The organism is Flagellimonas spongiicola (assembly GCF_023502425.1).
GTDB lineage: Bacteria > Bacteroidota > Bacteroidia > Flavobacteriales > Flavobacteriaceae > Flagellimonas > Flagellimonas spongiicola.
On sequence record NZ_JAMFMA010000004.1, the window covers coordinates 170,324 to 182,794 of the forward strand.

The following is a 12,471-nucleotide window of genomic DNA, read 5'->3' on the forward strand; positions in this document are numbered from 1 at the left end:
CTAGTTTTCAACCAGTTGTGTAGAAAACCAACAACAGCAACCCTTTATGGGTTGCTGTTTTTTTATCTCGCAAACTTAAGCTGAGTATAGGTATGCCGTACCCGTAGACTTTTACTGTTTGGGGCAGTAATGGTAAAATGCAATACAAGCGAGTCCGCATTTATCTCCAAAGTTCCATCCTGTAACGGTTTGGGCAATATGAGGGTAGTGGAAGTGTAGTGTCCATAGTGTTGAGGCTTTTCAAATTGTAGGGTAAATGGAAAGGCCAGATTGTCCACGATGCGCAACTTTACCCGATCCTGGTTTTTGGTAGCGTAAAAGTACAAATGGCAATTGCGCCGGGTCACTTTGGATCGCGGTTCAGGACGGTCCACCAATTCAACATCCAAGCAAGCAAATGTAAGTTGGAGCACATCCGTGCAATTGGGTCTTAAAAAATCACATAGGGTAGGTAAAATAGGAAGGGGCATAACCATTGGTTTTAAGTTTCTGGGGTTATGCCGGGATGGCGGTAAAAATAAGCATTCTACCTAAAAAGCACAACGATGTGACCTTAAAGAACTCGAAAAGGTGTCATTTTGGGGTCGTGTATAGAAAGTACAAACCAGAAGATTTAGCCATAGTTAGCAAAGTAGGCAAGAAAATAAGAGCCATTAGGGAAGCAAAAGGTATGTCTCAACTTGAGTTGGCTATTGATGCGGATATTCCTAAAACCCAAGTAGGTCGTGTTGAACGTGGTGAAAACAATACTAGTCTAGTCACCCTAAACAGGATTGCTACAGCTTTGGAAGTTCCCTTGTCGGCACTCTTTCAATTTAACGAAGAAGAACCCAAGTAAAGGCGTTTTACTCGTCCACCCTTTACCTAGCACTCTTTTACCTTACACCCATCAAACGTTCACCCTTCACCTTAAACCCATACCTTTCACCCATTAACCTTACGGATAAAAGGACAATCCTAAAAAGTCAAGAAAAGAACGGAAAGTGATTTTGTTTTTCACCACTACTTCCTCTGCAACCACTTCCAAATCCCTGATATTGGTCAATTGGTCCGGGCGCATGTCATCTTTGGACCACACAAACATATTGATACGGTCCGGCTTGCCATTAATGCGTCTTTCCACCTCGTACATACGGGATTCAGATACATCCTCGGGCAAATCAATTTCAATCTTTAATTCTCCCATATTCTTATTAGTATACAATTATATCCAAAACTAAATTGGCCCAAGCCTGGTTTAACAACAATTTAGTTACTCCTTTTTCTCCTTTGGGGTATGCTTTTCCTTAGAATCTTCATACTTCCATTGCTGCTCTGCATTTAACTTCTCTTTCAACTGCTTTTCCAGTTGGGTTATGTGTTTCTTTAAGGCGGTAATTTCCAGTTGGGCCTTACCTAATTCTACTGCATAATCTTTGTTTGCCTGTAACAATTCTTTTAAACGTTTACGTCGTTCTTCCCCTTTGGTGTTGGCAATAAAGAAAGTGCGTACCACCTCCGCCAACATCTGCATAATATGCAGGTCAAATCCTTCATTAAAAACGCCTACGGCATTGGCATTAATGCATAATAGGCCAATGATCCCATTATCATTACTCTCACGTTGTTGGTCTTTAGGGACCATAGGGGTTACAGGAACCACAATGGTGCTCTTGTACTTCAAGGGCCAATTGCGTTCCCGTTTAAAATAATTGGGCATATACCAAGGTTCGGCGTCAACCTTTTCCTTGTACCCAAACTTAATATCGTTTATGGCTGGATGATGGAAGCCTATTTCTTTCAACAGGTTTTTGGCGTAATAATAGACTTCTCGAGGCGGTTTGGTATCAAAATTCCCAAAAATGGTGCCAACATCCGTACAGGTACCAATGGCCAAATTCAACGGAAGTGAATTTCCTTTGTAATACCATTCGCGTTTTAGGGTGGGTTTGTTGTTGCTGTGCGCTATGGTGACCAAGTCGTTCTCAACCACCATTTTAATGGTCAACACACATTCTACTTTCTTGAGATTGAAATAGATTTTTGAAAAATGATTGAGCAATTCCTCAAAATTGTCTTCCAGTTCTTTTTCCGAATAATCATAAATAAGCCGGGATATGGCTTGGTTGATGCTCGAAGTGGCCTGCACATGTTTTTGGTGTATCTTTTTATCCCGCCAAATTTGGAACACCCCATACATCCCGGTAATGAACAGAACAAGTACTACAAAAAATACGATGTTTCTTTGTGGAGCATCCAACTCACCGAAGGTACTATTGGCAAAACTTATGATTCCTAAGATGGAGCTAAGAAGGGTAATGATCGGTGCTAATAGCCTCATTTAGTTTGGTGTGCGGTTGATTAGGTTTAAGCTGATTGTTAAAATTATCAATCTAAAGTGCGTATACCGTGTACGAATTATGAGACTTATTAAAGTTTTATTAACATGGATTTCCTTTAATTGGATAGGATGGGTTTTCTAGGAATGACAACCCTACTTTTAAACTCAATCAATCTTTACATGTAAACAAAACTGATGGGAGTATTTCATTTTTAAAAAGTAAAAATCCGTTCACCAAGTAATAATGCATTACACAGAATAAGTTTTTGACATCAGCGTTAAATTCGTACATTCAATTCTGAAATAACTTGTCAACTTTACCTACTTGAACCTACGAATATTCTGCGCACTTGTTTTGTGCCTTAGTTTTGCCCAAATTCATGCACAATTAGAAGCTTCCATCTGGTATTTTGGAGAAAATGCGGGCCTCGATTTTAGAAGTGGAACCCCGGTACCTTTATTAGATGGTGCCCTGAATACACAGGAAGGTTGTGCGACCATTTCAGATTTTGCGGGAAACCTGATGTTTTATACTGACGGCTCAACGGTTTGGAACAGAAACCATACACCCATGCCCAATGGTACGGGACTTTTTGGAAATAGTACTTCATCCCAATCCGGTATTATAGTGCCCAAACCCAATGACCCAGATATTTTCTATGTTTTCACCGCAGATTTTCAAGCAGGGGCACAAGGGATCAATTACTCAGAAGTAGACATGACCTTAGACGGTGGACTTGGGAATGTCACGGTTAAAAACACACCGCTTGTAACTCCAGCTACTGAAAAACTCACAGCTGTAGAACATGCCAATGGACGGGATATTTGGGTCATAACCCACGCATGGCACTCCGATGCGTTCTTGGCCTACTTGATTACCCCGGCAGGTGTAAACACAACACCAGTTACCAGCAATGCTGGATTTGATTTGTCTGGCGGCAATGTGTTCAGCGCGATTGGTTACATAAAAGTTTCGCCTGATGGCACCAAATTGGCTGCTTGTCACAAAGAAATTGGTGCTGAACTATTCGATTTTGATCCAGCAACAGGAATAGTTAGCAATCCAACTCGTCTAATTGATGGGGGATCACCCTATGGTATCGAATTTTCCCCTTCCAGTCAAATATTATATCTATCCATGGAAGCGAGTTCAATATTCCAATACGATCTAAACGCTCCGGATATTAGAGCCAGTCAATTGTTGCTCAACCCAACGCGTTTTAGGGAATTTGGCATGCAACTGGGAATAGATGGGAAAATTTATATTGCGGAATGGGCTGGTACGACCTTAAGCGTTATCAACAATCCGAATGTAGTTGGTGTTGGGTGTGATTATCAGAATCGTGCAATAAATCTTGGAGGTAGGATTAGTAATATTGGACTACCGCCCTTTATACAAAGTTTTTTTCTGGTCAATTTTGAAAGTAGAAATTTCTGTTTGGGAGATGCTACTCAATTTGATATTACCGTAAATGAACCCATTGTTTCCATTTTATGGGATTTTGGTGATGGAAATACGGCTACAGTGGAGGATCCATCGCATACCTATGCCGCCCCTGGGGACTATACCGTAAATGTGACCGTAAATACAGCTTCAGATACAAGAACGGAAACGGAGACAATTACCATTTATGAAGTCCCAGTGGCCAATACAGTTACGGATTTGGATCTCTGCATCCCCACTAATGCCTATGCCTTGGATGTAACAAGCTTTGATAGCCAGGTATTGGGAACACAATCGGCCGCAACCTTTGAGGTAGACTATTTTACATCCCAATTGGATGCAGATAACAATACAAATGCGGTAAGCACAATGCATACCATTGGCCTGGCGAGTCATCAGCTATTTGCCAGGATCTCCAATAGAAATCACAGCAGTTGTTATGCCACCACGGATTTTATGGTGAATTTGAGTTTGCAACCGCAACTAAATCCTGTAACGGATTGGACGGTTTGTGATGATGATGCCGATGGCTTCTATGCCTTTGACTTGACCACCAAGGCTACGGAAGTGCTAAATGGGCAGAACCCGGCCACATTTTCGATTAGTTACCATGCATCGCAGGCAGATGCGGACACCCGGACGAATCCGTTGGGAACAACATATACAAACACCTTACCGGTTGAAACGATTTACTTTCGTTTGGAAAATACAACGAATACTGACTGTTATGAAACTGGAAGTTTTACTATTGAGGTCATTGATCAGGTAGTGGCACACACCCCTGTTGATTTGGAAATTTGTGATCCAGATAATGATGGGAGCGCCATTTTTGATTTGACCCAAGTGGCAGCTGAGGTATTGGGTACGCAGAACCCAGCAAGTTTGGATTTGTCCTATCATACCTCCCAAGCAGACGCTGACACTGGAACAAATCCGCTACCCACTAACTACCAAAGCAACAATTACCAGCAAATCATAGTTGTACGTTTGGCCAATGCTTCAAATCCATTGTGCTACGATACCACCACTTTCCAACTTCATATTTTTGATACCCCTGTGGCACCCCAGGTTACCGATTGGTGGATATGTGATATGGATAATGATGGGGTACAAACCTTTGATTTGAGTGAGAAGACCAACGAGATTCAATCTGGGTTAGTAGGTGCTTCAGTAACGTATCATAGCTCCCAAACCGATGCAGAATTAGCACAAAACCCTTTGGGTAATTCGTTTAGTAATACAACCAATCCGCAAATTGTATTTTTCCGTTTGCAAAGTGGCAACAACCCCAATTGTTACGATGTTGGACAATTTGAACTCCGTGTTTTTGATACACCAACAGCAGCCCAACCCGCGAATATTATCAGTTGTGATGTGGATGAAACAGGTAGCTATTCCTTTGATTTGTCGCAGCAAGACGCTACGGTTTTAAATGGTCAAGATCAAAACACCTACGAGGTGCTCTATTTTGATTCGGAACAGAATGCTTTGAACAATACGAATCCAGTTTCAAAAACTGCCTATTGGAATGTTTCATTTCAGGACGAAATTTACGCTCGTGTGCACAATCCGCAATTTCCGGATTGCTTTGCTACAACATCCTTTTCCATTTTGATCAATGCCTTACCTCAAATGGATTTGGAGGATACCTATGTGATTTGCCCAGATAGTCCGGACCTTACCATTGATGCGGGCTTCTTTGAATCTTATGAATGGCGCGATAGCATAGGAACTGTTATAGGGACCAACCCGTCGCAATCATTTTCAGCATTGGGAGCCTATAGTTTAACCGTTTCAACTACGCAGAATGGTGTCAGTTGTACCAACGCCCATCAATTTGAGGTAGTTTCCTCAGGAGCCCCGGATAGTTTTACGGTGGAGACCCAAGGAATTTCTGATCATATACGTTTGGCTATCGATGCTATTGGCATAGGTACTTTTGAGTATTCCTTGGATGGCCAAAATTATCAATCCAGTAATGAATTTGTCGTGTTTCCTGGTAGACACACGGTTTATGTACGTGATCCATTCGGCTGTAGAACTCTGAGTCAAGAAGTCGTTGCCATGGGTTACGAGCGATTTTTTACCCCCAACGGAGATGGAATCCACGAGACCTGGAATGTAATTGGAGCCGATGAGTTTCCCAATTCCAGACTTTTTATTTATGATCGAATGGGTAAATTACTCCGGGAAATAGCACCAAGGGGTATTGGATGGGATGGTACCTATCTTGGAAATATGATGCCTTCATCGGATTATTGGTTCCGTTTTGAATACGGAGAAGGTGAGGTATTGACGGGGCATTTCAGTTTGAAGCGATAAATTTCCATTTACTTAGCTTTTTTCGTACAACACTTTTAGGAAAAAAGCGTTTACTATCTACAGAATCTTACTCATGAAACCTACAATTACCCTATTGCTAGGGATGCTCCTACTGGTAGCATGCAGCCCAATGCGAAACTTACAAAAGGTGGAAACACGGATTCCTTGTCTGGGATCGGTGGGAAAAACAGCTACCACCTTGCTCCGAAAAGACTTTGTTAAAGCTGGTGAACCCAATTTAAAAAACGAATTGGAAGTTGCCTTGAACGAATTTGATTTCTCCAATGCAATGCTTGCCAAGTATACGAAGTATCAAGAGACCCAAGGGAAAGGGGTATCAGCACAAAATGATTCTATAAAAGTAATTCCAGGCAAATATTTTCAATTAAGGATAAGTGATTTGGTTGGACTTAAATCCCAATTAAATGCGGTGCACAATGCATCCCTCAAAGAATACTTGCAAGATGATTCCGAGCTGGCATTATTGACGGGGATTTCGTTTCGGGCGGATGAACAAACCACATTGCTATTGCGTACATCTAGACATTTCTTCTTACGAGAAGAACATGGTTCCTTGCTATTGGAAGCCCATAAAGGGCAAAAGTATTTGGAGATTCCGATGGATTCCTTGGAAGTCTTTGATTTTGAAACCTCCCAAATCTGTTGGAAACAAAACCGGCAATCGAAATTGGAAGTTGCGGCAATTATTTTAGAAGGAAAAAAATGCCCTGGAGCAACGGAAAAGAACCCTGATAAATTGGATACTACTAAATCGTATTTAAAACTATGAAAAGTATAGGCTTGAAAATTTCGGTCTTAGGCTTAGTGCTGGGTATTCTGGCTTGTGAGGACATCTTGGAAGTTCCGGATATATCCAACCAAACTGTACAGGTATTGGCACCCGTTAACGGCAGCGTACTGACCGTAAATGCAATTGGATTGAATTGGGAGGAAGTGGAAGACGCTACAGCCTATGAAATTCAAATTGCGACTCCGGATTTTGAAAATGCCACCCAGTTGGTATTGGATAGTTTGGTAGAAGTGGATTCATTGGATCAGGTACGAACACGGATTGACCAAAACCTGTTGAATGGGAATTATGAATGGCGTGTAAAAGCGTTGAATAGCGGTTTTGAAACCACCTATACCGTGAATGGTTTTCAGGTCAATGGGGATGAAGATTTGGATGTGATTGCGCCCAACACACCACAACCTGTATTACCCGCCAACGGAACCACCCAAGCAGAAAGTGAGGTCAATTTTTCATGGACCCGTACGGATGTTTCAGGAACGGCAGAGCGCGACAGCATTTTTATTTATTCAGACGAATCACTACAGACCCTACAGACCAAAGGTCTAGGGGCCAATAAATCATATACGGCAAACCTAGCGGATGGGACATTCTATTGGCAAGTCAGAGCCTACGATGCTGCTGGGAACGAAAGTCCAATAAGCACAACATTTAACTTCACCATTGGCAATTGAGCAAACAAGCAAAAACATATGTGCTTTTAGCTGTGGTCCTAGTTATCTGGGGCCTTATCGGTGTTAAGGTTGTAGGTGCCCTATCTCCTGATATGGAAGCTGAAAAACTTGAACAACCAACGGTAGAATTACCTAAGCAAAACATAAAAAAAGATACCTTCCAACTGATTGCTAATTATCGAGATCCCTTTTTAGGAACATTTCCCAAATCCCAGACAAAGAAGAAAAAAACAGTTAGCAAACAACCACCAAAAGTCAAAAAGAACATTGTTTATTCCGGAAGTGTTTCGGCAACTGATAATTCAGGTGCCCTGTTTTTTGTGACTATTGATGGACAACAATTCGTAATGTCCAAGCGACAAGAAGAAAATGGTGTTAAACTACTTTCTGGGAATAACACGAGCATCCGTGTACGTTATGATGGTATCTCGGAAACCGTTCAATTGGTGCAATGAAATCGATGCGAAAAATAAAGGCTGGCGCACTTCAGTTTGTGCTCTTTGTAGGTGCGATTGTCGCGGTATTGCTAATGGCCTTTGTTTTGATTTCCTATACCCAAGTTCTATTTAAGAAGAAAGCGGATGTCACCGTTGAACTTGTACAAGCTGCCCAAGAGGGATTGGATGCTTCATTTACTGCTGAATTTACTGAAGGGGAATCCGTTGAACACAATATTTCAAAATCCACCGACATTACTGTTTCAGTCACCAAATCCTATTGGGGTTTGCTTGAAATTCGGAATGCAGCGGCCAAAAAAGGAGCATTGGAATTCAATAAACTGGGGTTTGTTGGTAAAACCATTTTGGAACGACCTGTCTTGTACTTAAAAGAAAATCAGCGTCCAATGGTTATTGCTGGTGATGCAAGAATCCGAGGCGACGTGCAACTTCCAAAAAGGGGAATCAAACGAGGCAATATTCGGGGTCAAGGATATTCTGGGTCACAGCTGGTGTATGGGAAACAGACACGAAGCACGGAAAGCCTGCCGCTTCTTGACAATGCCATTCAAAAACAGCTTGATTTATATGCTCAAAACCGGCTTGAAGCCCAGGGTAAATCCATTCGATTAAAACGGGGACTGATTTTAGCGCAAAGTTTTGAAGATCCGATAAAAATTATTAACGGTAGTGAGGTGAATCTTGAGGACGTAAAGTTGAGTGGACACATTTTAGTCAGAGCTAGTCATAAAATAGTGGTTTCGACTACAAGTCAATTGCATGATGTCGTTTTGATGGCCCCTAAAATTGAAATAAAGGATAATGTAACAGGGAATTTTCAAGCCATTGCTTCGCAAGAAATTCGTGTTGGGAAAGGATGTCTTTTGGAATATCCAAGTGTATTGGTCATCAGTGAAACTGTGGCTGCAAATGAAAGCAGGAACCCTAACCTAATTATAGCTAGACGTTCAGAGGTACGTGGTTCGGTGATATATCAGTCCAATCTGGAACCTATTCGAACCAAGGCAAATATTTACATCGGTGAAGATGCAGTGGTATTGGGGGAGGTGATGTGCAGTGGTAATTTGGAAGTAAAAGGAAAAATACATGGTTCGGCTTCGACGGACGCCTTTGTTGCCATGGAAAATGGAAACGCCTATCAAAACTATCTTTTTAATGGTAGACTGGATGGTACAGCTTTGCCACTTGCATATGCAGGATTTAGTTATTCAGGAGAAAAACCAAACCAAATCATGAAATGGTTGTACTAAAGAAAATAAAAGGATCCACATTAATGGAAACCTTGGTCGCTACCATTTTGATTGTGGTGATCTTTTTAATGTCCAGTATGTTGATGAACTCCATGTTTGCCAATACAAAAGGCAAAAATGATAAACTGGTAAAACAAGAACTGATGTTGTTACAGTATAAAGTGGACCATGGAACCCTACAATTGCCCTATTACGATGAATTGGATTCGTGGGAGATTGAGGTTTATAGCAAAGGGAATAAAGTGACCTTTTCAGCGGTGCACCCTGAACAAGAATCGGGTATTCAAATTGAGCGTAAGTATGAGTAACGGGATAAGGAAAATACAGGCGTTTACTTTAAACGAACTATTGGTGGTCCTTTTGATCACAAGTATTGTGATAGGCATGGGTTTTTCCGTTCTGCAATTGGTACAGCGCCAAATGCATGGTATCAGCGGGGTTTATGAAACGCAAACCGAAATCAATTTGTTGCGTCAAAGCCTGTGGATAGATTTTAATAGTTATGATGGCGTATGGTATGATGCCGACAATGATGAATTGATCTTTGGAAATCAGCTTCAAACCAGTAGATACCAGTGGTTTGAAAGTTACATTGTTAAGGACTCTGATACATTTCATTTAAAAACTGGAACCAAACATTTTTATTACAATGGTTTACAAAAAGAATATGGGGAATTGGATGGTTTGGATTTGTCCTTTACAGAAAATGATGGAAATCAACGTATCATGGTTTACAAAACCAATGCGGCAAGTAGTTACTTAAATCAATAGGTATGGGATTTAAACTGGAACAATCCGTCATAGCATCTTCTTCTGAAAGCCCAAAACAGGATGTGCTGGATAACATTCTAAAAAAGGAAATCTCCCTTTTTGGAAACTTCTATGGTTCCAAAAAAAAGGAATCGTTCTACAGTGAGTTGGCAGTATTGTTAAAAGCTGGAATCCATTTACGTGAGGCGCTTGACCTGATCAGGGAGAACCAAAAGAAAGACAAGCTTCGCCAATTTTATTCAAGCATGTTGGAGCAGTTGGATTCTGGATACAGTTTTGCTGAAATCCTATCCAAACGAAATGAATTTACGGAATATGAGCAGTATTCGGTCCAAATAGGAGAGGAGAGCGGGAATTTAATAAAGATCACGGAAGAACTGGGACGTTATTTTGCCCAAAAAAATGAGCAAAGAAGAAACTTGATGAACGCCTTGACCTATCCGATGATTATCTTGGGAACAGCCATCCTAGTAGTAGTTTTTATGTTACGGATGGTAGTGCCAATGTTTGAGGACATTTTTAAACAGAATGGTGTGGAATTGCCATCTATCACGGTTTGGATTATTTCTGCATCCAATTTTATCAAGGACTTTGGATGGATCTTACTTTTAGGACTAATAACACTAATTGTACTCCGCAAACCGATTTTCAACAAACCTGGTATTAAAGGTAAAAAGGATGCATATTTATTAAGACTTCCTTTTATAGGTGAGTTTATAAGAACCATTTACCTGGCACAGTTTACACAAACGGTCGCATTATTGACTGCTTCCAAAGTGCCTATGCTGAATAGTATCCAAATGGTAAAACGTATGATTGCATTTGAACCACTTCAGAAGGCGTTAAATAGCATGGAACAAAAAATAGTTTCCGGTTCAAGCCTTCATGAGAGTATAAAGGGTACAAAGTTATTTGACAACCGGATGATTTCCCTGATTAAAGTTGCAGAGGAAACCAACCAAACGGAATATATCTTTGATAAACTAAGCCTTCAATATCAACAAGAAGTTCAGCAAAAGTCCAAGATGCTTTCAACTGTAATGGAACCTATAATCATTGTTGTAATTGGATTTTTCGTTGGTGTAATATTAGTTTCCATGTACTTACCAATGTTTAGATTGAGTTCTGTTTTGGGGGGATAGCGACATAAATTCCGGACTTATTTCGGACTTCATATTCAATTTATATATCTATAATACAGATTATCAATGATTTAATAAATAAGTAATTCTGCCTTCTAAGCAGACGGTCGAAGGTTCGAATCCTTCCGAGATCACAACTTAAAAAACCTCAGCAATGCTGAGGTTTTTTGTTTCATTGTTCCATGTCTTCGTTCCCTAATACTGAGCATTTCGATTTCGGGCCATGGGTTATATATTAACTTGCATAAATGTTAAAATAGCTATAAACCACTTCCTGTTTAAATCAAACAGGAAGCGAGCTAAGATGTACAGATGGATTTTTGATGTCAAAACAAAGCAAAGACATGAAAACAAAACTATCCATCATTGTAGCATTCCTATTAATCGGCAACTATTTGATTGCCCAATTCCATACCTTAAAAAGACCTCATGCCAGTCCTAGGGTTATTGAAAAACAACTGCTAGGAATAACAGAAATTGAAGTGGATTATAGTGCCCCGCTGGTTAAGGGCAGAGATGTTTGGAACGACCCGAGTATAGTACCGCAGAAGGGAAACCCATTTCCATGGCGCGCTGGAGCGAATATGAATACCACCATCTCTTTCAGTACAGATGTAAAAATTGAAAACCATAAACTTAAGGCCGGAACTTATGGGATTCACATTATACCTGACGACGATGTTTACACTGTTATGTTTGCCCATAATCATCACCAATGGGGAAGTTATTACGTGGATGAAGCAAAGGATGTTTCCCTGAAAATAAAGGTAAAAGCCGAAAGCTGTACCAAATCTGAACAGCTGGACTTCGAATTTCTTGAGCGAACAAAAAATTGTTTGGTCATTGGTTTGGAATGGGACGAAAAACGGATTCCATTTAAAGTTGAGGTAGATTTGAACAAGACCGTCGTAGAGAGTTTTAGAAGTGAACTTAGAGGATTGAATACTTACCGTTGGGAAGCTTGGAACGATGCTGCAAGTTGGTGTCTTAATAACAATACGAACCTTGAAGAAGCTTTAGTATGGGTGAATCGTTCCATAAATGGAGGATTAAAAGGTTACGCTGCCAACAAAAACAAATGGAACCTAAGAACCAAAATTAGACTTCTGGAAAAGCTTGGTAAACATGAAGAAAAATCCAAAACAGAGGAGGAACTTCGAAATCTATAACGAATTTATTTGAGGTGTTTGGTGATTTTCGGACCCATTGATTATGTTATTAAGCAATGATTGATGGGTTCGACTTCATTATTTCTCTTGATTTATTGAATCAGAACCTA

The 12,471-nt window shown here is 40.5% G+C and carries 13 protein-coding genes and 1 tRNA gene; 11 read left to right on the plus strand and 3 right to left on the minus strand.

What is annotated here, in order from left to right; all coding sequences use genetic code 11:
- Positions 1-62: 62 nt before the first annotated feature.
- On the minus strand, positions 63-470 hold the full coding sequence (locus M3P19_RS15600) for a hypothetical protein (RefSeq protein WP_249658623.1): 408 nt from the start codon (positions 468-470) through the stop codon (positions 63-65).
- A gap of 116 nt (positions 471-586) precedes the next feature.
- Between M3P19_RS15600 and M3P19_RS15605 the strand changes: the two genes are divergently transcribed.
- Positions 587-838 (plus strand): helix-turn-helix domain-containing protein, encoded by a 252-nt coding sequence (locus tag M3P19_RS15605; RefSeq protein ID WP_249658624.1) that lies wholly within the window; start codon positions 587-589, stop codon positions 836-838.
- A 99-nt stretch (positions 839-937) separates the two neighbouring features.
- Here the strand turns inward: M3P19_RS15605 and M3P19_RS15610 are convergent, their stop codons facing one another.
- Positions 938-1,186 carry a hypothetical protein gene (locus tag M3P19_RS15610; protein WP_249658625.1) on the minus strand — a complete coding sequence of 83 codons (249 nt, stop codon included), beginning with the start codon at positions 1,184-1,186 and terminating at the stop codon, positions 938-940.
- A 66-nt stretch (positions 1,187-1,252) separates the two neighbouring features.
- Positions 1,253-2,320 carry a hypothetical protein gene (locus M3P19_RS15615; RefSeq protein WP_249658626.1) on the minus strand — a complete coding sequence of 356 codons (1,068 nt, stop codon included), beginning with the start codon at positions 2,318-2,320 and terminating at the stop codon, positions 1,253-1,255.
- Between the two features lie 325 nt (positions 2,321-2,645).
- Between M3P19_RS15615 and M3P19_RS15620 the strand changes: the two genes are divergently transcribed.
- The 10 genes from M3P19_RS15620 (at position 2,646) to M3P19_RS15665 (ending at position 12,361) form a co-directional block, all read left to right on the plus strand.
- Positions 2,646-6,086 carry a T9SS type B sorting domain-containing protein gene (locus tag M3P19_RS15620; RefSeq protein WP_249658627.1) on the plus strand — a complete coding sequence of 1,147 codons (3,441 nt, stop codon included), beginning with the start codon at positions 2,646-2,648 and terminating at the stop codon, positions 6,084-6,086.
- 73 nt (positions 6,087-6,159) lie between these two features.
- The gene (locus M3P19_RS15625) at positions 6,160-6,876 is read left to right on the plus strand and encodes a hypothetical protein (protein ID WP_249658628.1); all 717 of its coding nucleotides are present in this window, start codon (positions 6,160-6,162) and stop codon (positions 6,874-6,876) included.
- The gene (locus M3P19_RS15630) at positions 6,873-7,571 is read left to right on the plus strand and encodes a fibronectin type III domain-containing protein (protein ID WP_249658629.1); all 699 of its coding nucleotides are present in this window, start codon (positions 6,873-6,875) and stop codon (positions 7,569-7,571) included. Before M3P19_RS15625 ends, M3P19_RS15630 begins: the two co-directional genes overlap by 4 nt.
- Positions 7,568-8,026, plus strand: coding sequence for a hypothetical protein (locus tag M3P19_RS15635; RefSeq protein ID WP_249658630.1), 459 nt, complete (start codon positions 7,568-7,570; stop codon positions 8,024-8,026). The genes M3P19_RS15630 and M3P19_RS15635 overlap by 4 nt, the downstream gene beginning before the upstream one ends.
- A 5-nt stretch (positions 8,027-8,031) precedes the next feature.
- On the plus strand, positions 8,032-9,279 hold the full coding sequence (locus M3P19_RS15640; RefSeq protein ID WP_249658631.1) for a bactofilin family protein: 1,248 nt from the start codon (positions 8,032-8,034) through the stop codon (positions 9,277-9,279).
- The gene (locus M3P19_RS15645) at positions 9,267-9,587 is read left to right on the plus strand and encodes a hypothetical protein (RefSeq protein ID WP_249658632.1); all 321 of its coding nucleotides are present in this window, start codon (positions 9,267-9,269) and stop codon (positions 9,585-9,587) included. The genes M3P19_RS15640 and M3P19_RS15645 overlap by 13 nt, the downstream gene beginning before the upstream one ends.
- Entirely contained in the window at positions 9,580-10,050 is a 471-nt protein-coding gene (locus M3P19_RS15650) for a PulJ/GspJ family protein (protein WP_249658633.1), read from the plus strand. Before M3P19_RS15645 ends, M3P19_RS15650 begins: the two co-directional genes overlap by 8 nt.
- A gap of 2 nt (positions 10,051-10,052) precedes the next feature.
- Positions 10,053-11,192, plus strand: a complete 1,140-nt coding sequence (locus M3P19_RS15655) for a type II secretion system F family protein (RefSeq protein WP_249658634.1) — start codon at positions 10,053-10,055, stop codon at positions 11,190-11,192.
- A 68-nt stretch (positions 11,193-11,260) separates the two neighbouring features.
- Positions 11,261-11,326, plus strand: a tRNA-Ser gene (locus tag M3P19_RS15660).
- A gap of 210 nt (positions 11,327-11,536) precedes the next feature.
- Positions 11,537-12,361 (plus strand): DUF2911 domain-containing protein, encoded by an 825-nt coding sequence (locus M3P19_RS15665; protein ID WP_249658635.1) that lies wholly within the window; start codon positions 11,537-11,539, stop codon positions 12,359-12,361.
- The last annotated feature ends 110 nt before the right edge of the window (positions 12,362-12,471 follow it).

Excerpts from the sequence above, each read along its gene's own strand:
- M3P19_RS15645 (WP_249658632.1), top strand. The coding sequence starts at position 9,267 with ATGGTTGTACTAAAGAAAATAAAAGGATCCACATTAATGGAAACCTTG.
- M3P19_RS15655 (WP_249658634.1), top strand. The coding sequence starts at position 10,053 with ATGGGATTTAAACTGGAACAATCCGTCATAGCATCTTCTTCTGAAAGC.
- M3P19_RS15625 (WP_249658628.1), top strand. The coding sequence starts at position 6,160 with ATGAAACCTACAATTACCCTATTGCTAGGGATGCTCCTACTGGTAGCA.
- M3P19_RS15640 (WP_249658631.1), top strand. The coding sequence starts at position 8,032 with ATGCGAAAAATAAAGGCTGGCGCACTTCAGTTTGTGCTCTTTGTAGGT.
- M3P19_RS15650 (WP_249658633.1), top strand. The coding sequence starts at position 9,580 with ATGAGTAACGGGATAAGGAAAATACAGGCGTTTACTTTAAACGAACTA.
- M3P19_RS15600 (WP_249658623.1), bottom strand. The coding sequence starts at position 470 with ATGCCCCTTCCTATTTTACCTACCCTATGTGATTTTTTAAGACCCAAT.
- M3P19_RS15665 (WP_249658635.1), top strand. The coding sequence starts at position 11,537 with ATGAAAACAAAACTATCCATCATTGTAGCATTCCTATTAATCGGCAAC.
- M3P19_RS15630 (WP_249658629.1), top strand. The coding sequence starts at position 6,873 with ATGAAAAGTATAGGCTTGAAAATTTCGGTCTTAGGCTTAGTGCTGGGT.
- M3P19_RS15610 (WP_249658625.1), bottom strand. The coding sequence starts at position 1,186 with ATGGGAGAATTAAAGATTGAAATTGATTTGCCCGAGGATGTATCTGAA.
- M3P19_RS15615 (WP_249658626.1), bottom strand. The coding sequence starts at position 2,320 with ATGAGGCTATTAGCACCGATCATTACCCTTCTTAGCTCCATCTTAGGA.